This window comes from Massilia phyllosphaerae (assembly GCF_034659755.1).
GTDB classification, from domain to species: domain Bacteria; phylum Pseudomonadota; class Gammaproteobacteria; order Burkholderiales; family Burkholderiaceae_D; genus Telluria; species Telluria phyllosphaerae.
The window spans coordinates 415,990-437,159 of record NZ_JAXSQX010000004.1 but is presented as its reverse complement, the minus strand read 5'-3'; the positions used below and the strand labels follow the sequence as shown (position 1 = coordinate 437,159).

Annotated in this window: 20 protein-coding genes; 8 read left to right on the top strand and 12 right to left on the bottom strand. The window is 67.9% G+C overall.

Translation table 11 applies throughout. From position 1 onward, the window contains the following. Positions 1-61: 61 nt before the first annotated feature. From U1H99_RS17715 to U1H99_RS17705, 3 genes are all read right to left on the bottom strand, one after another. Positions 62-1,087 (bottom strand): MerR family transcriptional regulator, encoded by a 1,026-nt coding sequence (locus tag U1H99_RS17715; protein ID WP_323143033.1) that lies wholly within the window; start codon positions 1,085-1,087, stop codon positions 62-64. A gap of 63 nt (positions 1,088-1,150) precedes the next feature. Next, complete coding sequence (locus tag U1H99_RS17710) at positions 1,151-2,215, bottom strand: AI-2E family transporter (protein WP_323143032.1); 1,065 nt, start codon at positions 2,213-2,215, stop codon at positions 1,151-1,153. Positions 2,216-2,257: 42 nt separating this feature from the next. Next, positions 2,258-3,892 carry a DUF945 family protein gene (locus U1H99_RS17705; RefSeq protein WP_323143031.1) on the bottom strand — a complete coding sequence of 545 codons (1,635 nt, stop codon included), beginning with the start codon at positions 3,890-3,892 and terminating at the stop codon, positions 2,258-2,260. Positions 3,893-4,054: 162 nt separating this feature from the next. Between U1H99_RS17705 and argJ the strand changes: the two genes are divergently transcribed. Genes argJ through U1H99_RS17690 form a run of 3 tightly spaced genes read left to right on the top strand, consistent with a single transcriptional unit; the run spans position 4,055 to position 6,603 of the window. Beyond that, positions 4,055-5,293, top strand: coding sequence for a bifunctional glutamate N-acetyltransferase/amino-acid acetyltransferase ArgJ (argJ, locus tag U1H99_RS17700; protein ID WP_323143030.1), 1,239 nt, complete (start codon positions 4,055-4,057; stop codon positions 5,291-5,293). 12 nt (positions 5,294-5,305) lie between these two features. Further along, complete coding sequence (locus U1H99_RS17695) at positions 5,306-6,190, top strand: ATP-binding protein (RefSeq protein WP_323143029.1); 885 nt, start codon at positions 5,306-5,308, stop codon at positions 6,188-6,190. 2 nt (positions 6,191-6,192) lie between these two features. After that, positions 6,193-6,603 carry an NUDIX domain-containing protein gene (locus U1H99_RS17690; RefSeq protein ID WP_323143270.1) on the top strand — a complete coding sequence of 137 codons (411 nt, stop codon included), beginning with the start codon at positions 6,193-6,195 and terminating at the stop codon, positions 6,601-6,603. 179 nt (positions 6,604-6,782) lie between these two features. On the opposite strand, the gene yidD is transcribed toward U1H99_RS17690, so the two are convergent. The 6 genes from yidD to U1H99_RS17660 all read right to left on the bottom strand — a co-directional run bounded on the left by yidD (position 6,783) and on the right by U1H99_RS17660 (position 10,291). Next, a complete protein-coding gene (gene yidD, locus U1H99_RS17685; RefSeq protein ID WP_323143028.1) occupies positions 6,783-7,310 on the bottom strand; it encodes a membrane protein insertion efficiency factor YidD in 528 nt (175 codons plus the stop codon). Then, positions 7,307-7,687 carry a tautomerase family protein gene (locus U1H99_RS17680; protein ID WP_141838442.1) on the bottom strand — a complete coding sequence of 127 codons (381 nt, stop codon included), beginning with the start codon at positions 7,685-7,687 and terminating at the stop codon, positions 7,307-7,309. The genes yidD and U1H99_RS17680 overlap by 4 nt, the downstream gene beginning before the upstream one ends. Positions 7,688-7,712: 25 nt before the next feature. Further along, positions 7,713-7,895 carry a DNA gyrase inhibitor YacG gene (gene yacG / locus U1H99_RS17675; RefSeq protein WP_141838440.1) on the bottom strand — a complete coding sequence of 61 codons (183 nt, stop codon included), beginning with the start codon at positions 7,893-7,895 and terminating at the stop codon, positions 7,713-7,715. A 27-nt stretch (positions 7,896-7,922) separates the two neighbouring features. Further along, positions 7,923-8,678, bottom strand: coding sequence for a cell division protein ZapD (gene zapD / locus U1H99_RS17670; RefSeq protein ID WP_323143027.1), 756 nt, complete (start codon positions 8,676-8,678; stop codon positions 7,923-7,925). Between the two features lie 64 nt (positions 8,679-8,742). Then, entirely contained in the window at positions 8,743-9,393 is a 651-nt protein-coding gene (gene coaE / locus U1H99_RS17665) for a dephospho-CoA kinase (protein WP_323143026.1), read from the bottom strand. A 22-nt stretch (positions 9,394-9,415) separates the two neighbouring features. Further along, the gene (locus U1H99_RS17660; protein WP_323143025.1) at positions 9,416-10,291 is read right to left on the bottom strand and encodes a prepilin peptidase; all 876 of its coding nucleotides are present in this window, start codon (positions 10,289-10,291) and stop codon (positions 9,416-9,418) included. A 211-nt stretch (positions 10,292-10,502) separates the two neighbouring features. On the opposite strand from U1H99_RS17660, the gene eat reads away from it, so the two are divergent. From eat to eutC, 3 genes are read left to right on the top strand one after another with little or no spacing between them, the layout of a single operon-like run. Then, on the top strand, positions 10,503-11,909 hold the full coding sequence (gene eat, locus U1H99_RS17655) for an ethanolamine permease (protein WP_323143024.1): 1,407 nt from the start codon (positions 10,503-10,505) through the stop codon (positions 11,907-11,909). Further along, a complete protein-coding gene (locus U1H99_RS17650; RefSeq protein ID WP_323143023.1) occupies positions 11,906-13,315 on the top strand; it encodes an ethanolamine ammonia-lyase subunit EutB in 1,410 nt (469 codons plus the stop codon). Before eat ends, U1H99_RS17650 begins: the two co-directional genes overlap by 4 nt. Next, positions 13,312-14,106 (top strand): ethanolamine ammonia-lyase subunit EutC, encoded by a 795-nt coding sequence (gene eutC / locus U1H99_RS17645; RefSeq protein ID WP_323143022.1) that lies wholly within the window; start codon positions 13,312-13,314, stop codon positions 14,104-14,106. The genes U1H99_RS17650 and eutC overlap by 4 nt, the downstream gene beginning before the upstream one ends. Here the strand turns inward: eutC and U1H99_RS17640 are convergent. Further along, entirely contained in the window at positions 14,103-16,103 is a 2,001-nt protein-coding gene (locus U1H99_RS17640) for a PAS domain-containing hybrid sensor histidine kinase/response regulator (RefSeq protein WP_323143021.1), read from the bottom strand. The genes eutC and U1H99_RS17640 overlap by 4 nt on opposite strands. Positions 16,104-16,328: 225 nt before the next feature. Here U1H99_RS17640 and U1H99_RS17635 point away from each other — a divergent pair, with 225 nt between their 5' ends. Both U1H99_RS17635 and U1H99_RS17630 read left to right on the top strand, forming a co-directional pair. Continuing rightward, complete coding sequence (locus U1H99_RS17635; RefSeq protein WP_323143020.1) at positions 16,329-18,719, top strand: membrane-bound PQQ-dependent dehydrogenase, glucose/quinate/shikimate family; 2,391 nt, start codon at positions 16,329-16,331, stop codon at positions 18,717-18,719. A gap of 82 nt (positions 18,720-18,801) precedes the next feature. Continuing rightward, a complete protein-coding gene (locus tag U1H99_RS17630) occupies positions 18,802-20,130 on the top strand; it encodes a carbohydrate porin (protein ID WP_323143019.1) in 1,329 nt (442 codons plus the stop codon). Here the strand turns inward: U1H99_RS17630 and U1H99_RS17625 are convergent. Together U1H99_RS17625 and U1H99_RS17620 are read right to left on the bottom strand one after the other, a co-directional pair. Beyond that, positions 20,127-20,441: an EthD family reductase gene (locus U1H99_RS17625; protein WP_323143269.1), complete on the bottom strand. Its 315-nt coding sequence runs from the start codon at positions 20,439-20,441 to the stop codon at positions 20,127-20,129. The genes U1H99_RS17630 and U1H99_RS17625 overlap by 4 nt on opposite strands. A gap of 84 nt (positions 20,442-20,525) precedes the next feature. Further along, the gene (locus U1H99_RS17620; RefSeq protein ID WP_323143018.1) at positions 20,526-21,167 is read right to left on the bottom strand and encodes a TetR/AcrR family transcriptional regulator; all 642 of its coding nucleotides are present in this window, start codon (positions 21,165-21,167) and stop codon (positions 20,526-20,528) included. Positions 21,168-21,170: the final 3 nt, after the last annotated feature.

Sequence of the window (21,170 nt, the reverse complement as noted above, 5' to 3'; positions counted from 1 at the left end):
TTCTTCATTGTTTTTATTTCTTCATTGTTTTTATTTCTTCATTGTTTTTATTCCTGCATTGTCATTGCGTTGCCGGTTTCGGTTTCGGCATCGCCTGCCGCAGCCACTCGAGCATCGCCTCGCTGATCCCGTTCCCCATGCGCAGCACCGGTTCCACTGCGCTGGCATGGCGGAAGGCTTCCCGCGCCGCCGGGTCGGGGCCGACCATGTCGTGGAACAGCGCCAGCCACTCGCGCGCCAGCTCGCGCGCACGCATGCCGGCGGCCTTGGGATCGGCCTGCATCGCCTCGCGCGCCTGCTCGACCAGCAGCGCCCACTCCTTGCCGCGGCCGGCGTGGTGCCGGCGCATCTGCGCGATCACGTCCGGCGCCAGGTACTTGCTCCATACGCCATATTTGAGTTCGGCGATCGCCGCCATCACGTAGCCCATCAGTTCGGGCGACATGCCGAACTGGATGTGCATCGCTTCCGGTTCGCGCGCCGCCATCGCGTTCACGCGCGAGGCCATGGCGCGGTTGCCGCCGGTGCCGCTCTCGAAGGCGTCGAGCCAGCGCCGTGCGAGGTCGGCGCTGGCGGGCGAGTCGGGCGCTGCCGTGCCCATCAGGGCGGCGGCTTCGTCGACCAGCGCCTTCCACTGCGCCTTGGCGCCGTCGTCGTGGTACATGGGGAGCTGTGCCAGCTCGTCCTGGGTGAAATATTTTTCGTAGACCATCATCTGCTCCAGTGTGCTCAACCACGTGGACAGGTCCGGCTGGCCGCCATCCGCCAGTTCGGTATGCAGGCGCAGCAACTGCCTGCGCATGTGCGCAGCTTCGCCGATCTGCCGGTCGAGCGCCGCCAGCTGGCGTTCGACGACCAGCAGCGGCGAGCCGGCCGGGCTGTCCAGGTAAAGGCCGATGTCGGAAAGGCGCATGCCGAATGCGCGCAGGGCCTGGATCCGCTGCAGGCGCGCCACGTCATCGCGGTCGTAGAGCCGGTAGCCGGCATCGGAACGCGCCGAAGGCTGGAGCAGCCCGATGCTGTCGTAATGATGCAGCGTGCGCACCGTCAGTCCCGCGGCGGCGGCAAGTTCACCCACTTTCAGCATCGAGCCTCTCCTTTTTTCAGCGTGGTGCCAGCATCACGCCTCACGTGGCGTCAGGGTCAAGCGCTATTCGCGTACCGGCCGCAAGCGCATCCGGCGCTCCTCATGCCACAGCGTGACGAACAAGGTCATCGCCACGGGGCCGACGAACAGGCCGATCAGGCCCAGCGTCTCGACGCCGCCCAGGATGCCGAACAACACCGCCAGGAAGGGCAGCTGGGTGGCGCTGCCGATCATCTGCGGCCGCACGAAGTGGTCGGCGACGAACAGTACGATGGCACCCCAGACGGCGATCGCGATCGCTGCGGCGGTAGCGCCGCGGTACAGCAGCAACAGGGCGACGGCGCCGAAGGCCAGCGGCGCACCGAACGGGATGATGGCCAGCACCCCGGTGGCGGCCGCCCACAGCACGCTCGACGGCACGCCGGCGATCTGGTAGCCGATGCCGAGCAGGACGCCTTCGGCCAGGCCGACCAGCACCAGGCCGTTGACGGTGGCGCGCACCGCGACCGGTACCTTGAGCGAGTACAGGCTCCAGCGCGTGGCGCCGATCAGGTAGGCGCCGATGGCATCCGTCTGCCGCTGTAGAGCGGCGCCGTCCTTGTAGAAGAAGAAAAGGCAGAGGAAGGCGAAGGCGATATCGATCAGTCGGTGCATGAGGCCGCTGCCGACCCGCTTGAGCACTTCGCTGGCCGACTGCATGCGCCCGACCGAGCTGTCCTGCAGCAGGTGCGCCAGGCCGTGCGGCTGGCCGAGCGTCGCGCTCCACCAGTCGTGGATCTCGGTGCCGGCGAACGGAATGCGCAGCAGCCAGGCGGGGGGCGCCAGGCCGTCGGTGTTGGCGCTGGCGACCAGCTGGGCCAGCGCCGGCGCCTGGTGCGCGGCCTGGCTCACGCCGACCGCCAGCGGGGTGATGAAGACGATCGCGCCGAGCACGGTGACCAGGGCCGCTGCCAGGATCTCGCGGTTGCCGAGGGCCGCCAGCGTGCGCCGGTACAGTGGCCAGGTGGCGATGCACAGGATCGCCGCCCACAGCAGGGGCAGCACGAAGCGCTGCGTCACGAACAGGGCGAAGGCGATGATCGCCAGCGAAAAGCAGGCGCTCAGGACATCGCGTTGGTTGTCGGTCATGGAATCCCTCCGGTCAGTGGTCGCATCTTAGCAAACCGGGCCTCAGCGCCCGCTGCCGCCCGTGCCCGCGCTGCGCACCGTTTCGCGCGCCGAGCGCAGCTCGATCGGCTTGCCGTCGCGCAGGGCCGGGATGTAGGTGCACCGGCCCTGCGCCTGCAGCATGGCGCGGTCGTAGTCCGGGAAGCCGCTCGGCTGCGTGACCTGGGCATCCTTCACGCGGCCGTCGACGCCGATGGTGAACTCGATGCGCTGGCGCAGCGCGCGGTCGGCGCGCGTGACCTCGTCCGGGAAGCCGGGCAGGGTGCAGCTGCCCTCGACCAGGCGCGCCTGCAGGAAGTTGCCCGGGCCGGGCGCCACGGCGCCCGCAACAGCGGCCGTGCCTTGATCCGGCTTCGGCAGCGGGACCGGCTTGCCGTTGGCGGTGAGGACGCCGTTCTTCCACGCCAGCGTCGACACCAGCACGTCGTTCTCGAGGCGCGCGAAGCCCGGCCCGACCAGCTTGCCGACCATGAGATCGGTGATGTTCTGGCGCAGCTGGGCGGCGGCCTGCGGATCGGCGCTGCCGCCGCGCTGCGCGGCCTGGGCCGCGACCTGCCTGGTGGCGATGGTGCCGGCGATCTCGCTCACCAGCGCCATCGGCACCAGGACCTCGAAGCGCCCCACCAGCTTCTTCAGCAGGCGCCCGGCATCGTCGAGGTCGGCCGTGGTGGCGCCCTGCAGCGCGATACGGCCCTTGATGGCGGCCCGGATGCCATGGTAGCTGGCGCCGATCTGGTCGACCTCGATCGCGGTGCCGCGCGCCATGGCGGCCTGGCCGAAGCTGCGCAGCAGCGGCTGGAGGACATCCAGTTGCTGCTGCGGCGTCAACGCGGCCAGGGTTTCCTGCCTGGCCTGCCGGCGCTCCTGCAGCGCCTTGAGTTCGGCCATCGCTTTCTTGTCGATGCCGGTCACGCGCAGCGCAAAGCGGATGTCGTCCACCTGTTCGCCGGCCACGGCGACGGAACCGATGCGGGCGTCGTAGGCGATGTCGATGGTCTTCGGCTTTTCGGTCATGCGCGAGGAAAAACGCAGCGCGTTCATGTCCATGCCGACGCCATCCTTGCGGTCCTGGAACTGCGCGGTGGCGATCTGCGCGTCGACGCTGCCTAACCACAGGCCGGCATGGCCGCGCTGCTGGCGGCTGTCGAAGACGATGCCGCGCCAGGTCATGCGCGTGGTGGCGTCCTCGACGGCGATGCGTTCGATGCTGCCATGGCCGCGCGCGCTCTTGCCGCCGGGTTCCACGGCCATGTCGAGCAAGCCTTCGCTCCAGTCGACGCCCGTGCCCTGCGGCGCGGTATATTTCAAGGGGAACAGGGTGGCGCGCCAGGCCTGCCTGCCGGCCGCCGGCGGGCGCCGCTCGATGGCGTACAGGCGGTCGGTGCCGAAGGCGGCGCGCAGCTTGTCCGCGGTCTGCGGCGACGGCCGCGCCGCCGCCAGGCGCTCGAACTGCTGCGCCAGCGGCAACCCGGGATCGATGCCGCGCTGCAGGTCGGCCAATGCGGCCCGTACCGCCTGCAGGGCGGCCGGCGGCCCCGGCACCGGCGGCGCGGACGGTGCCGCGGCCGGGTCGGCGAGTGCGGGGAGGGCCGCCAGTAGCGTTGCCGCCAGAGTGGAACGCAAGACCGGAGACATCATGATGGTCATTCCAAAATGTAATGTTTCTTATTATTAAGGACGGCTGAGGAAAAGTCACCAAATCAATGCAACCTGGCCGCGCTCGCAACCTGGTCTGTCCGCGCGTTGTGCGCCGCTGGCGGTACAATACCGGATTCGACAATCTTTCCTTTTGAGAACGCCATGGCCGTCAATTCCCCTCTGCCCGTTGCCGCCGAACTGAAACCCGTCAACGGGATCGAACTCGGCTTTGCCGAAGCCGGCATCAAGAAGCCGAACCGCAAGGACCTGCTCGTGATGAAACTCGCCGAGGGGGCGACCGTCGCCGGCGTCTTCACCAAGAACCGTTTCTGCGCCGCTCCGGTCCAGATCTGCAAGGCCAACCTGGCCGCGGTGAGCGGCGGCGCCAAGCCGATCCGCGCGCTGGTGATCAACACCGGCAACGCCAACGCCGGCACCGGCGAGCCGGGCCTGGCCAATGCCCGCGCCACCTGCGACGAAGTCGCGCGCCTGCTCGGCATCGACGCCGGCCAGGTACTGCCGTTCTCCACCGGCGTGATCCTGGAACCGCTGCCGGTGCAGAAGATCGTCGCCGGCCTGCCGGCCGCCATCGCCAACCTGAAGCAGGACAACTGGTTCAACGCGGCGGAAAGCATCATGACCACCGATACCCAGCCGAAGGCGGCCTCGCTCACCACCGGCATCGGCGGCCACATGGTCACCATGACCGGCATCAGCAAGGGCGCCGGCATGATCAAGCCGAACATGGCGACCATGCTGGGCTACCTGGCGATCGACGCCAAAGTGGCGCAGCCGGTGCTGGACGAGCTGGTGAAATACGCGGCCGACCGCTCGTTCAACTCGATCACCATCGACGGCGACACCTCGACCAACGATTCCTTCATCCTGGTGGCGACGGGTGCCGGCGACCTGCAGGTCGATTCGACGCAGCACCCGGACTACGAAGCGCTGCGCGACGCCGTCACCGGCATCGCGCGCCACCTGGCGCAGCAGATCATCCGCGACGGCGAAGGCGCGACCAAGTTCATCACCGTCAGCGTCGAGCAGGGTACCGACATCGAGGAGTGCCGCAAGATCGCCTATTCGATCGCCCACTCGCCGCTGGTCAAGACCGCCTTCTTCGCGTCCGACCCGAACCTGGGCCGCATCCTGGCCGCGATCGGCTACGCCGGCGTCGACGACCTCGACCCGGCCAAGCTGGACCTGTACCTGGACGACGTGCTGGTGGCCAAGGCCGGCGGCCGCAATCCCGAATACAAGGAAGAAGACGGCCAGCGCGTGATGAAGAAGGAAGAGATCGTGGTGCGCGTGCTGCTCGGACGCGGCAGCGCCGAAGCCACCGTCTGGACCTGCGACCTGTCGCACGACTACGTCTCGATCAACGCCGACTATCGTTCGTAAGGCGGTGTACGCATGAATCAGCTGGAACAGTTCCTGCACCGGGCCGAAGCGCTGCTGGCGCGGGTGGAAAGCCTGTTGCCGCCCGCGGCGCCGCGCGAGCCTGACTTCAAGCATTGCCACGCCTTCCGCTGGCGCCGCCGTTCGGGGCCAGGGGGCGGACACTACCTGCAGGCGGTGACGCACGCGTCGGCCATCAGCCTGGACGACCTGCAGCACGTGGAGCGCCAGAAGGCGCAGATCGAGCAGAACACGCGCCAGTTCGTGCAGGGGCGACCGGCCAACAACGTGCTGCTGACCGGCGCGCGCGGCACCGGCAAATCCTCGCTGATCAAGGCCTGCCTGAACGGCTTTGCCGGCCAGGGCCTGCGCCTGATCGAAGTGGATAAGGCCGACCTTGCGGACCTGCCGGACATCGTCGACCTGGTGGCCGGCCGCCCGGAACGCTTCGTGATCTTTTGCGACGACCTCAGTTTCGAAGAGGGCGAGGCCGGCTACAAGGCGCTGAAAGTGGCGCTGGACGGCAGCGTGGCCGCGCAGTCGGACAACGTGCTGATTTACGCGACGTCCAACCGGCGCCACTTGATGCCGGAAAAGATGTCGGACAACGCCGGCTACAAGCATGGCGAGGACGGCGACCTGCACCCGGGCGAGACGGTCGAGGAAAAGATCTCGCTGTCCGAGCGCTTCGGCCTGTGGCTGTCGTTCTACCCGTTCCGCCAGGACGACTACCTCGACATCGTCGGCCACTGGCTGGCGGGCTTCGGCTGCACCCCGGCGCAGATCGAGGCGGCGCGTCCCGAAGCGCTGCAATGGGCGCTGGGCCGCGGCTCGCGCTCGGGCCGCGTGGCCTGGCAGTTCGCCAAGGATTACGCCGGCAAGCTGCAGGAAGGCGCGTGAGCATGGCCGATGCGCCGAACAAGCCGGTCGACGTCGCGGTCGGCATCCTGATGCGTCCCAACGGCGACGTGCTGCTGGGCCAGCGGCCCGAAGGCAAGCCCTACGCCGGCTACTGGGAATTCCCGGGCGGGAAAGTCGAAGCCGGGGAAGACATCTTCCATGCGCTGCAGCGCGAATTCCTCGAAGAGCTGGGTATCCGGGTACTCGACGGCGAGCCCTGGTGCTGCGTCGAGCACGTGTACGAGCACGCCCACGTGCGCCTGTATTTCTATATCAGCCGCAGCTGGGAAGGCGAACCGCAGAGCCTGGAAGGGCAGGCGTTTGCCTGGCAGGGGGCGTATTCGGTGAGTCCGCTGCTGCCGGCGACGATTCCCTTGCTGGCGTGGCTGGATCAGGTGCGCTACGAGGCGTAAGCGCAGCGACTTTCTTTTTTTGCCCCGCTGCGTTTGAACGTCGTCCCCGCGCAGGCGCAAATGATGCCCCCAGCATCATTTCCTCCAAGTTGCATGCAGGTCGATAGCGCGTAAAACTTGGGCCCCCGCCTGCGCGGGGGCGACGTTCAGGCGCATGAGGCAATGAACGCCTTCTTCTCCTATCCGCCGCCCGCATCGCGTCGCGCTTCCCGCCGCCGGCGCGCCTGCTGTTCGCGCGTGCGCTCGGCAATCGCATCCATCTGCGCACTGCGGGCCGGCGTCGCCTCGTGGCGGCGCGAGCGCCCGCAATAGCCCGCGTCGCAACCGCAACTGCATACGTCCAGCAGGTTGCCGGCCGTGTCGCAAGCCGCGGACGATCCGTGGCAGGACGGCAGGTGGCAGGAAGGCAGGTCGCAGGCCGGCACGTCGCAGGGCGCGTCGCAGAAACCCTGCTGCCGGCGCCGCAGCGGATGGGGCGGTAGCGGCACCCGGGCCGCCCGGGTACGCCGGTGCACGTGCCCGCACAGCGCCAGCCGCCGGTCCAGCAGCCCGAGGCCGCAACGCAGCCCGAAACGCTCGATCACGCGGTAGCCATAGGCCGAGCAGCTCTCGGCCCCGCTCCACACGCGCAAGGTACAGGAAAAGCCCTTCAAGGGCGATAGCCAGCGCTGGTAGCCGCGAATCGCGGCCAGAGCCAGCCTTTTCACGTATGCAGGATGCGGCCGCCCGCAAACGCCCAGTTTTCCCAGGCGGTTTCCTTGAATGCCACCATCACGTTCTCCGGATCCAGCCCCGCCGCGCGCAGCCGGTCCATCAGTTCGAGCAGTAGCTTCTTCTTGATCTTCACGCTGCGTCCGACCGACCACAGGATCTCGATCAGGACGAAATCGTCGTTGCGCGCGCCCGCCACGTCCGGGTAGCCGGGATCGAAGCGGAAATCGTCGGCATCGAGTTCCAGCACGCGCTGGAACTTGTCGGTATCGGGGATGCCGGTCGAGACCAGGCTGGCGTGCACGGCGTCGAGCACCTTGGATTTGAACTCGGCGCTTTTCGGCTTGCGCACGGTGAGGGTGACGAGAGGCATTTCACAACCTCCTGCAAGGGAAGGCTTACTGGTCGGGGACGGAATCGTCCTTGGATTCGCCCGGCGCGGTGCCCGGGATCGTGTATTTCTCTTCGGCCCAGGCGCCCAGGTCGATTTGCTTGCAGCGCTCGGAGCAGAACGGACGGTATTTGTTTGCGGGCGTCCATTCCACTTGGTTGCCGCAGGTTGGACAGGATACGACGGTCATGACGATGAAATACTTAAAATGTAAAGTTCAGAAATTGCAGAGCGTGAGCTCGAAGGGCACGTCTTCTTCCAGCGGCTTCGGCTTCAGGTCGCCGCCCTGGGTGGTGAAGCGTACCCACAGCATATACTTGTTGGCCGAGATTTCGGGAATCGCACCCAGGTTCTCGTCCATCGACAGGCGCAGCATCTGGTAGACCTTGCCCTGCAACATCTGCTGGTAGCTGCCGGACACCGCGATCATCTTGACCGGGCCGCCCGAGTTGCGCAACAGGCGCAGCACCAGCGACAGCGCGTCGAACAGCGGCGCCAGCGGCGCGAACCAGCCGATGATGTCGGCGTGGCGCTGCGCGGCCGGGCGCTTTTGCCAGGCGTAGTAGGAGGGCAGGTCGAATTCGCAGGCGCCGCCGGGGATGATGGTGCGGCCGCGGATGCTCATCAGCCATTCGTTGTCGCGCACGTTCTGGCCGGTCTTGCCCTGGGCGCCGACCAGCGCCGTGCTGACGGCGTCGAGTTCGGCCAGGACGGCATCCAGCATGTCGGTGGCGACGTTGGGATTGCTGCGGTAGTTCAGCAGGCTTTGCTTCTGGCGCTCCAGTTCCTGCAGCAGGTCGGACTTGAGGTCGGCGCGGCCGGCCACTTCCAGCATGTCGAAGATCGTCGCGAGCGCCACGTGGTGCTGCAGCGGATGCTCCTGGGCGACAAAGAATTTGAATTTATCGTACAGGTCCTCCAGCCGCAACAACGTGCGAATCCGCTCGTTGAATGGGTATTCGTAGACGATCAAAATGACATTCCTTTGAATATAGGCTGGCAGGCAACCCCATGATTCTGAACCATCGTGGCCAAAATTACAAACGTCCGTTCGGCAAACCGCCCAATCTTGCCGCTTCGGCAAGATATTCGGCGTGCAGGCGTTCGACCTGGGGCAGCAGGGCCTCGACCCCGGCATCGTTCAGGATGACGTCGTCGGCGGCCGCCAGGCGCGCGCTGCGCGAGACCTGGGCCGCCATGATGGCGCGCACCTGGGCTTCGTCCAGGCCGTTCCTGGCCATCACCCGCGCCACCTGGGTGGTTTCGGCGCAGTCGATCGCGAGGATGCGCGTCACGCGCTCGCGCCAGCTGCCCGATTCGATCAGGAGCGGCACCACGAAGATCACGTAGGGCCCGGTCGCCACCAGGGCCGCGGCGGCGGTCGCTTCACGGATGCGCGGGTGCAGGATGGCTTCCAGGCGCGCCCGCGCGCTCGGGTCGGCGAACACCAGGGCACGCATCTTGGCACGGTCGAGCGCGCCCTCCGGCGTCGCGAAGCCGGTGCCGAACTCGTCCAGCAGGGCCGGCATGGCGGCGCCGTGCGGCGCGGTGAGGGCGTGGGCGATCTGGTCGGTGTCGACGATCGACGCGCCGCGCGCGGCGAACAGGTCGGCGACCGTGGTCTTGCCGCAGCCGATGCCGCCGGTGAGACCGACCGTGAAGGTGGGGGAAACTGGGCCTGGTGTCATGTGTGTCCGGCCCGGCGCAAGGTCAGGGTTGCAGGTAGCCCTGCGCGAAGCGCGTGAGCGGGGTGCCGTAGAAGAGTGCGATCATACCAGCCCCCGCCAGGTAGGGGCCGAAAGGAATCGGATTGTCACGCGCACGGCCGCGGAACACGATCAGGCTCAGGCCGACCACGGCGCCGACCACCGAGGACAGGATGATGATGGTCGGCAGCATCGCCCAGCCCATCCAGGCGCCCAGGGCGGCCAGCAGCTTGAAGTCGCCGTAGCCCATGCCTTCCTTGCCGGTGACCAGCTTGAACAGCCAGTACACCGACCACAGCGCCAGGTAGCCGGCCACGGCGCCGATCACGGCGTCGCGCAGCGGCACGATGCCGTCGCCATTCAGGTTCAGCAGCAGGCCGATCCACAGCAGCGGCAAGGTCAGCTCGTCCGGCAATTCCTTGTGGTCGTAGTCGATCAGCGTCATCGCGATCAACAGGTAAGTGAATACCAGGCATGCCAGGCCGACCCAGCCGCTGCCGAAATGCCAGACCACGGCTGCCGACAGGGCGCCCGTCACCGCCTCGACAATCGGATAGCGAGGGGAAATCGGCGCCTTGCACTGGCTGCACTTGCCGCGCAAGACCAGCCAGCTGATCACCGGGATGTTTTCCAGCGCGCCGATCTGGTGACCGCAGTGCGGGCAGCGCGAGCGTGGCACCATCAGGTTGAAGCGGTCCTGGTGCGGCAATTCCTTGCCGGCCTCGTGCGCGATGTAGTTGTCGAATTCGCGCTGGCGCATGATCGGCAGGCGGTACACCACCACGTTCAGGAAGCTGCCGATCAGCAAGCCAAACAGGGCGGCGACGAGGGTCGCGGCGACGACGCCGGGGGCTGCAAAGAGAAAGGTTTCCGGGAGCATAAGGTTCTGAAGGTGAGTGTGATTCCGTGAGTCAACTATTCTAGGGTGTTTTCGCCGCTTTGGGCACCCGGATGAGGCAGCGGTACCACAGGGTTGGGCCACGATTGCCACTTTCCACTAACGCAAGCCGCCGCGTCTCCTTACACTGGCATTGCAACAGGTTACATACCACGCAGCGCACCGAAGGCCCGGCCCGAGAGGACAACGCGACATGACGATACCCACCACTGCGAACACGGCGAAGGCGCCGGCACTGAAGCAGACGCTCGGCACCCTGCAGCTATGGGGCATCGCGGTCGGCCTGGTCATCTCCGGCGAGTATTTCGGCTGGAGTTATGGCTGGGCCTCGGCCGGCACGCTCGGCTTCACCGTGACCGCGCTCTTCATCGCGCTGATGTACACCTGCTTCATCTTCAGCTTTACGGAACTGACCACCGCCATTCCCCAGGCCGGCGGTCCTTTCGCGTACAGCAAGGCCGCCTTCGGCCCCGGCGGCGCTTACCTGGCCGGGGCCGCCACCCTGTTCGAATTCGTGTTCGCGCCGCCCGCCATCGCCCTGGCCATCGGTGCCTACCTGAACGTCCAGTTCCCGGCCCTCGATCCCAAGCTGGCCTCGGTCGGCGCCTACCTGGTCTTCATGACGCTCAACATCGCCGGCGTGCAGCTGGCCGCCTCGTTCGAGCTGTTGATGACGGTGCTGGCGATCGGCGAGCTGCTGGTGTTCATGGGCGTGGTGGCGCCGGGCTTCTCGATGGCCAACTTCGTGCGCGGCGGCTGGGCTGGCCAGGATGAATTCGGGGCGGCGGCGATCCCGGGCATGCTGGCGGCGGTCCCGTTCGCGATCTGGTTCTTCCTCGCGATCGAGGGCGTGGCGATGGCGGCGGAGGAAGCGAAGAATCCGCGCCGCTCGATCCCGATCGCCTACGTGAGCGGCATCCTGACCCTCGTGGCGCTGGCGATCGGCGTGATGGTGTTCGCGGGCGGGGCCGGCGACTGGACCCGGCTGGCCAACATCAACGATCCGCTACCGCAGGCCATGAAGGGCATCGTCGGCGCCGACAGCAACTGGCTGCACATGCTGGTGTGGCTCGGCCTGTTCGGCCTGGTGGCGTCCTTCCACGGCATCATCCTCGGCTATTCGCGCCAGATCTTCGCCCTGGCGCGCGAAGGCTTCCTGCCGCGCTTCCTGGCGCGCATCCATCCGCGCTTCCGGACCCCGCACCGCGCCATCCTGGCTGGCGGCGCGGTCGGCATCGCCGCCATCTTCAGCGACAGCCTGATCACGTTCGGCGGCCAGACCCTGACCGCGAACATCGTCACCCTGTCGGTGTTCGGTGCCATCACGATGTACATCGTCAGCATGCTGAGCCTGTTCAAGCTGCGCCGCACGGCGCCGAGCATGGCGCGCCCGTTCCGTACGCCGCTGTATCCGTGGCTGCCGGGGTTCGCGCTGTTCGCAGCCGTGGTCTGCCTGGTCACCATGGTCTATTACAACTTCCTGATCTTTTGCGTGTACGCGGCGCTGCTGGCGCTCGGCTACCTGGTGTTCCTGCTCGGGCGCGGCAAGCGGGCGCTGCCGGCCGCGGCGGCCTACAATGACGAAAAGGGGATGCCATGAGCCGAACCACCCATACGATAGGCAGCCGCACCTATGCCTTCGCCGACCTGCGCACGCTGCTGGCCAAGGCCAGTCCGGCTCGCTCGGGCGACCACCTGGCCGGCCTGGCGGCCGGCAGCAGCGAAGAGCGCGTGGCGGCGCAGATGGCGCTGGCCGCGCTGCCCTTGCGCACCTTCCTGAACGAAGCCGTGGTGCCCTACGAGGACGACGAGGTCACGCGCCTGATCGTCGACGGCCACGATGCCGCGGCCTTCCAGCCGGTCGCCCATCTCACCGTCGGCGACTTCCGCAACTGGCTGCTGGGCGACGCCGCCGACGAGGCAGCGCTGGCCGCGCTGGCACCCGGCATCACGCCGGAGATGGCGGCGGCCGTGTCCAAGATCATGCGCATCCAGGACCTGGTGCTTGTGGCGCGAAAATGCCGCGTCGTCACGCGCTTTCGCAACACGATCGGCCTGGCCGGCACGCTGTCGACCCGGCTGCAGCCGAACCACCCGCTGGACGACGCATCCGGCATCGCCGCCAGCCTGCTCGACGGCCTGCTGTACGGCAGCGGCGACGCCGTGATCGGCATCAATCCCGCCACCGACAACGTGCCGCAGGTGGTGCGCATCCTGGGCATGCTGGACGAAGCCATCGCCCGCTACCGCATCCCGACCCAGAGCTGCGTGCTGACCCACGTCACCAACACGCTGGCCGCGATCGAGCGCGGGGCGCCGGTCGACCTGGTGTTCCAGTCGATCGCCGGCACCGAGGCGGCCAACCGCAGTTTCGGCATCGACCTGACGCTGCTGGCCGAGGCCCATGCGGCGGCGCTGGCGCTCGGGCGCGGCACCGTGGGCGACAACGTCATGTACTTCGAGACCGGGCAGGGCAGCGCGCTGTCGGCCGGCGCCCACCACGGCGTCGACCAGCAGACCTGCGAGGCGCGCGCCTATGCGGTGGCGCGCGCATACAAGCCGCTGCTGGTGAACAGCGTGGTCGGCTTCATCGGGCCGGAATACCTGTACGACGGCAAGCAGATCGCGCGTGCCGGCCTGGAAGACCATTTCTGCGGCAAGCTGCTCGGCCTGCCGATGGGCGTCGACGTCTGCTACACCAACCATGCCGAGGCCGACCAGGACGACATGGACGTCTTGCTGACCATGCTGGGCGTGGCCGGCTGCACCTATGTGATGGGCGTGCCGGGCGCGGACGACATCATGTTGAACTACCAGACCACGTCCTTCCACGACGCCCTGTATGCACGCCGCGTGCTCGGCCTGCGGCCGGCGCCGGAATTCGAGGACTGGCTGCGCGCGATGCAGATCGCCGAACGCTACGACCGGCCGGGGCAGGGCGTGCCGCCGGCCTTCCAGCCGGCGCTGCAGCGCCTGCGCCTTTCCCGAGCCGAGGAGAATTCATGAACGACCCGACCGTCATCGACAACCCCTGGCAGGGGCTGCGCCGCTTCACCGCGGCCCGCATCGCCCTCGGGCGCGCAGGCGTCAGCCAGCCGACCGCGTCCCAGCTCGACTTCCAGTTGGCCCATGCGCAGGCGCGCGACGCCGTGCACGGGGCGCTGGACGTGGCGAACCTGCGCCGGGGACTGGCCGAATTGCAACTAACCGATATCGCCCTGCACAGCGCCGCAGGCAGCCGCCAGGTCTACTTGCAGCGTCCCGATCTCGGCCGCCGGCTGGATCCGGCGGCGCGCGCTGCCCTGCAGGCGCAGCATGGCAGGGCGCCGGGCTGCGACCTGGCCATCGTGGTGGCCGACGGCTTGTCGGCGCTGGCGATCGAACGCAATGCGCTGCCCTTCCTGCGCGCCTTGCTGCCGCGTGTTCAACAGGAGGGCTGGACGCTGGCGCCGGTCGTCATCGTGGAGCAGGGGCGGGTGGCTGTCGGCGACGAGGTCGGGGAGGTGCTCGGCGCGCGCGCGGTGCTGGTGCTGATCGGCGAGCGTCCCGGACTCAGTTCGCCAGACAGCATGGGCCTGTACCTGACCTGGGCGCCGCGCGTGGGGCTGACCGACGAAAGCCGCAACTGCATCTCGAACGTGCGCGCGGCCGGGCTCGGACACGAGGCGGCGGCGGCAAAGCTGCACTACCTGCTGGCGCAGGCATGCCGGCGCGGCCTGACCGGCGTGGCGCTGAAGGACGAATCGGCGGACGAGGCGCTGGCGCCGCCGTCCGCGGACGGCGGTTTCCTGCTCTAGCCGGCCTTGGCGGCCAGCCTGGCCAGCGCCGCGGCCAGGGCTTCGGCATCCACCGGTTTCACGTAGTACTGGTCGAAACCGGCGTCGAAGGCCTTGGCCCGGTCTGTATCCTGGCCGTAGCCCGAGAGGGCGATCAGGGTCGCGTGCCGGGTGCGCTCGCCGGCACGCAGGGCGCGCGCCAGCGCGAAGCCGTCGAGGTCGGGCAGGCCGATGTCCAGGATGCAGACGTCCGGCGCCTCGGCCTCGGCGCGGCGCAGGCCATCGCGCGCGCTCGAGGTGCTGGCGACCCGGTACCCGAGCGCGGACAGCAACATGTCCAGCATCATCACGCCATCCTCGTTGTCGTCCACCAGCAGGATCGACAGCGTGCCGGCCGCCTGGTCCAGCCGCGGCGGTGCCTCGACGGCCGGCGCGGCAGGCGCCGCCTCGATCCGCGGCAGGCGGATGGTGAAGCGCGATCCGAGGCCCGGCCCGTCGCTGTCGGCGCGCACGCTGCCGCCATGCAGCGTGACCAGGCTCTGGACCAGCGCCAGGCCGATACCGAGGCCGCCCTGCGAACGGTCGAGGGTACGTTCGCCCTGGGCGAACAGCTCGAAGGCCCGCGCCAGCAGTTCGGGCGTCATGCCGAGGCCGTCGTCGGCGATGGTGAGCGTGAGCGCATCCGCATCGACCGCCAGATCGACCTCGATGGTGCCGCCCTCGGGCGTGAACTTGGCGGCATTGTGCAGTAGGTTGGCCAGCACCTGCACCAGGCGCTTGTGGTCGCCCGACACATACGCCGGCTGGGCCGGCTGGCTGACGCGCAGGGTGTGGCGGCGCCCCTCGATGCCGGGACGGGCCTGTTCCAGCGCCTCGGCCACGACCTGGTTGGCGTCCAGCGTCACGCGGTCGAGCGTGATCAGGCCGCGCGTCACGCGGGCGACGTCGAGCAGTTCGTCGATCAGGCCGCTCATGTGCACCACCTGGCGCGAGATGACGGTGCCGATGCTGCGCAGCTGCTCGTCCTCGCCGCGGCTGCGCAGCAGGGCGGCGGCGGCGCCGATCGGTGCCAGCGGGTTGCGCAGTTCGTGGGCCAGCATGGCCAGGAATTCGTCCTTGCGGCGGTCCGCTTCCTTGAGGCTCTCCTCGGCGCGGACGCGCGCTTCGATGTCCATCGACACCGCCACCGCGCCGACCAGTTGGCCGGCGTCGTCGAGGATGGGCGCCGACGACACCAGCAGTATCCTGCAGCCGGACCCCGGTTCGGGGAGCCTTACCTTCAACAGGCAGCGGTCGACGCTGTCGCCGGCCAGCGCGCGCGCCAGCGGCCATTCGCCGGGTCCGATGCGCCGGCCCTCCTGCGTATCGTCGATGAACCAGCCGTGCATGGCGGGGAAATCGATGCGGCCGTCGTCGCTGAAGTAGCCGAAGCCGAACAAGGCTTGATGCGCGGGATTCCTGTGCAGGACGGTGTGGTCGAGGGTGACCACCAGCACGCCCACCGGCGCCGCGCTCAGCACGCCCTCCAGGTAGGCGCGCGCCGCCTCGGCCTTGCGTGCGCTCACCAGCGCATCCTGGCGGCTCGTTTCGAGCGCCTGTTCCGCCAGTACCTGGGCGGTGATGTCGATCGTCGTGTGCGAAATGCACAGCAGGGTACCGTCGGCGTCGTACACCGGCGTGTTGGTGGCGCTCCAGTACATGTCCTGGAACCAGCTGCGCCCGTCCTTGTGCATCTCGATCGGATAGTACTGCGCCGCCATCCTCTGGCTGCTGCGGGTCGCGATGGCGGTGGCGATCGAGTGCGCCAGCGACTGCACGCCGACGTCGTTGGGGTCGTCGGGATTGCTGGGAAAGACCTCGAACAGGGGGCGGCCGAGCACATCTTCGCGGCGGCGCGACACCGAGCGCAGGAAGGCGTCGTTGACCGCGAGGATGTCGAGCTTGTCCGTCGGCGCCAGCAGGTACTGGCCGATTGGAGAATGATCGAAGGAGGCGGCGAAGATCGGATCGTTCAACATGGAATGCAGGCGTATTTAATTAGGCATCTTGCTGCATATCGCCGAACTCTGGCGCACCATTGTAGGCCTTGCCCAGACGTCTTTTGCCGGGTCTGGTCCGCGTGCGGCGCGCTGGATTTTGCGTCCGCCGTATATCCTGACCCGATCCGCATGGTTCGCGCGCCGCCGAAACATGCCCGACCGTGCCAGCAACCGTCCGCGACGCAACGACAGCTCGAGGTCAGCATGTCCAGGGAAACGGATTCGATGGGGTGGGTCGGCGTGGTCAGCCTGTTGTTCGCCGCGCTGACGGGACTGTATCTGCTGGCCGGCGGCGCATGGCTGCTGGCGCTGGGCGGATCGGTGTATTACGTCGTGGCCGGCGTCGTCCTGCTGGGCGTGGCATGGCTGCTGGTGCGCCGCCGGCCGGGGGCGCTGGGCCTGTATGCGCTGCTGCTGGCCGCTACGGCGATCTGGTCGCTGTGGGAAGCCGGCCCCGACTTCTGGGCGCTGGCGCCGCGCTCGGGCGTGCTGGTCCTTTTTGGCGTATGGCTGCTGCTGGTGTACTGGCGCCGCGCGGCGCCGGGGCTGGACCGGTTGCCGCTGCTGGGCGCGCTCGTGCTGTGGGCCGGCGTGCTGGTGTATGCGGGCTTCAATGATCCGCAGACCGTGAACGGCAGCTTTGCCCCGCCCGCCGCCGCCATGCGGACCGGCGCAGGCCCGGGCGCAAGCGCGGCGGACGGCGTCGCCGCGTCCGAATGGCCGGCCTACGGCCGCACGCAGGCGGGCACGCGCTATGCGCCGCTGGCGCAGATCACGCCCGCAAACGTGCACAACCTGCAGGTGGCCTGGACCTTCCGCACCGGCGACATGAAGGGGCCGAACGATCCGGTCGAGATCACCGACGAGGTCACGCCGATCAAGGTCGGCAACCTGCTGTACCTGTGTTCGCCGCACCAGATCGTGTTCGCGCTCGATGCCCGCAGCGGCGCGCTGAAATGGAAATTCGATCCCGGCCTGAAGACCGATCCGACCTTCCAGCACGTCACCTGCCGCGGCGTGTCCTACGTCGATCTCGGGGCCGGCGCCTCCGCCAGCGACGGCGCCGCTGCCGCCTGCACGCGCCGCATCATCCTGCCGGTCAACAACGGCCACCTGTACGCGCTCGACGCGCTCACCGGCGCCCGCTGCGCCGATTTTGCCGACCGCGGCGAACTCGACCTGCAGCTCGGTATGCCGGTGAGTAACCAGCCGAGGAACATGTACATGCCCACTTCGCCGCCGATCATCACCGACAGGGTGATCGTGGTGGCCGGTTCGGTCGAAGACAATTACTCGACGCGCGAACCCTCGGGCGTGATCCGCGGCTACGACGTCCGCAGCGGCGCCTTGCTGTGGGCCTTCGATCCAGCGGCGCCGGACCCCAACCGCCTCCCCGGTCCGGGCGAGCACTACACCTGGAATTCGCCGAACGCATGGGCGCCGGCCGCCTACGACAAGGCGCTCGACATCGTCTACGTGCCGATGGGCGTGGGGACGCCGGATATCTGGGGCGGCAACCGCACGCCGCTGCAGGAACGCTACGCCAACGGCCTGCTGGCGCTGCACGCCTCGACCGGCAAGCTGGCCTGGTTCTACCAGACGGTCCACCATGACCTGTGGGACATGGACCTGCCGTCGCAGCCGACGCTGGCCGATATTCCCACGCGGGACGGCGCCATCGTACCGGTCGTGTACGCGCCGACCAAGACCGGCAACCTGTTCGTGCTCGACCGCCGCAACGGCGCGCTGGTCGTGCCCGCGCCCGAACGGCCGGTGCCGCAGGGCGCGGCGCCCGGCGACCGTACGGCGCCGACCCAGCCGTTTTCCGAACTTACCTTCCGCCCCGACAAGCCGCTCGCCGGCGCCGACATGTGGGGCGCCACCATCTACGACCAGCTGGTGTGCCGCATCATCTTCCATCGGCTGCGCTACGAAGGCATCTTCACGCCGCCCTCGACCCAGGGCACGCTGGTCTTTCCCGGCAACCTCGGCATGTTCGAGTGGGGCGGCCTCGCCGTCGATACCGACCGCAAGATCGCCATCGCCAACCCGATCGCGCTGCCTTTCGTCTCGACGCTGGTGCCGCGCGGCCCGGACAATCCGGTGGGGCCGAAGCCGGGCACGAAAAGCGGCGGCTCGGAACTGGGCCTGCAGACGCAATACGGGGTGCCGTTCGGCGTGACGCTGAGCCCGTTTCTGTCGCCCATCGGCCTGCCGTGCAAGCAGCCGGCCTGGGGCTACATGGCGGCGATCGACCTGAAGACCAATCACATCGTCTGGAAACAGCGCATCGGCACGGTGCGCGACAGCGCGCCGGTCCCGCTGCCGTTCAGGATGGGCATGCCGATGCTGGGCGGCCCGATCGTGACTGCCGGCGGCGTCGCCTTCATCAGCGCCACCGCGGATTACTACCTGCGCGCCTTCGACGTCGACAACGGCAGGCTGCTGTGGCAGGCACGCCTGCCGGCCGGCGGCCAGGCCACGCCGATGAGCTATGCGGTGGACGGCAAGCAGTATGTCGTGATCGCGGCGGGCGGACACGGCTCCTTCGGCACCAGGATGGGCGACTATGTGATCGCCTACGCGCTGCCCTGAATCTGAACTCTCGGGCTGAACTCTCGAGCTGCAAGGCACTCCAACCTGTCGTGTGAAGACCCGCTGGCACCAGCTTCCGACCATGGCTACGCATGACAGGCACGCTCGCGCACGAGGCTCATTAATCAGGCTCGGCATCCTTGCCGCGGTGTCGCTGGGCGCGGTCCACTCGCACGCACAGGACCTTGCAACCCGGCCCTGGCTGCTGGGCGACTGGGGCGGCGAACGTACCCGGCTGGCCGAGCGCGGCATCGACTTCAATTTTGGTTACGGCACCGAACTGGCCCACAACGTCAGCGGCGGCACCCGCCACCTGACGCGCTATACCGACCAATGGACCTTCGGCACCACGCTGGACCTCGACAAGGGCTGGGGCTGGCATGGCGGCACCTTCCAGTTCACCATGACCGACCGCAACGGCAAGGACCTCGGCGCCGACGCCGGCATCGGCAGCAGCCAGCTGATCCAGGAAGTCTGGGGGCGCGGCCAGACCTGGCACCTGACGCAGCTATGGCTGGACCAGAAGCTGCTCGACGAGCGCCTCCAGGTCAAGTTCGGCCGCCTGACCATGGGCGAGGATTTCTTCAGTTTTTCCTGTTTTTTCCAGAACCTGACCTTCTGCGGCGCGCAGCCGGGCAACCTGGTGGGCGACTACTGGGTCAACTGGCCGACCAGCCGCTGGGGCGTGCGCCTCAAGTACCACCCGACGGCGGACAGCTATGTCCAGTTCGGCGCTTACCAGGTCAGCCCGAAGTATGTGGATGACCGGTACCAGCGCCACAACGGCTGGGCACCCAACATCCCGGGCGGCACCACCGGCGCGCTGATGCCGCTGGAGGCGGGCTGGCAGCCGCGCTGGCACGGCCTGCCCGGCACCTACATGGCCGGCCTCTGGTACAACACGTCGGATGGGGACGACTTGTACCTGGACGTGAGCCGCAACCCGCGCGGCCTCACCGGCCTCGACGCGCTCCAGCGCAAGGGGCAGTACGGCGGCTACTTCAGCCTGCAGCAGCAGGTGAGCGGCGTCGCCGATGGCCGCGGGGCGACCCTGTTCCTCAACTTTACCCAGGCCGACCGCAAGACGGCGCGCCTGGACCGCCAGCTGACGCTGGGCGTGCTGCTGCGCGAACCCTTCGAGGGCAGGGTGAAGGACACGGTCGGCATGGCCATCGGCGCCACCCACAGCAACCCGCGCTTCGCCGATGCCGTGGCGCAGGACAATGGCCGCACCGGCCAGGATGTGGTCGCGGGCAGGAGCTACGAATACGTCGGCGAGGTGTATTACTCGTGGGTGCCGGCGACCTCGATCTACCTGCGTCCGAACCTGCAATACATCCTGCATCCCGGCGGGACGACCCGCAACGGCAATGCCTTTGTCATCGGCCTGAAGGCCAGCGTCACTTTCTAGCCGGTCACCACTTCACTGATCTGCTGCACCGGCGTGACGTTGGTGAAATTGGCGATGTCGGCGGCGAGTTCCGCCGCATGCGGCCCGATGCCGGTCATGAGCGCGTCGATCGAATCGCAATACACGTGGCACATGGCGATATAGGCGGGCGCGCTGCCGGGGGCGACGCCGCTCACGCCTTTATCGATGCTGTAGGAATGACAGTAGCCGCCCATGCGTTCCTTCAGCAGGGGCATGTGCACGTCGCGGTAATACGCGTGGTCGAAGTGGGCATCGGGACGGTAGGGATACATTACGCTGAGCTTGATCATCATGTGCTTTCGAGACAGGCGCCGGGTGGCGCGACCCGGCGATTATGCCGCCTCGTCCGAAAACCTGCCCGCTACCGTCCCGGTTCACCTGCTGCGTTCGCAAAAGACGAAGCGCTGGATCGCCTCGATGCGCCGCGCCTGCTCCTCGGGCGTAAACGGCTCGTCCATGCCGAGCGCGAGCACGCGTTGGCGCTCGGCCGAAGCCATGGTCAGCACCAGGTCGGCCGTCATGACGGCATCGCCGGCCGGGCAGAAATCCTTGTCCTGCATCCGCTTCAGCCAGGCGGCAAGCTGCTGCAGGCCGTGTTCGTTGCGGCTGCGGTAATAGGCCTCGCCGATGGCGGGGTAGCGGCTGCGCTCGCGGATGGCAATCACATACGCACCCACCGCCTGGGGGCCGCAGGCGAAGCTCACCCATTCGTTCAGGAAGGATGCGAGCACATCGCGCGCACCGGCCGTGTCGGCCACCGGGACCTCCAGCATGGTGGTGGCGACCTGGGCGCCGTGGCGGATCACGTGGCCGATCAACTGCTCCTTGCTGGGCACGACGGTGTACACGGTTTTCTTGGACACCTTGGCGCGCTGCGCGACCTGGGCCACGCTGAGGTCGGCGTCGGCGGCCTGTTCGTTCAGGATATCGACCGCCGCCTGGATCAAGCGGTCCAGCAATTGTTCAGGTGTATTACTGATGGGACGGCCTACTTTGGGCCGTTCTGTCTTGTTCATGGT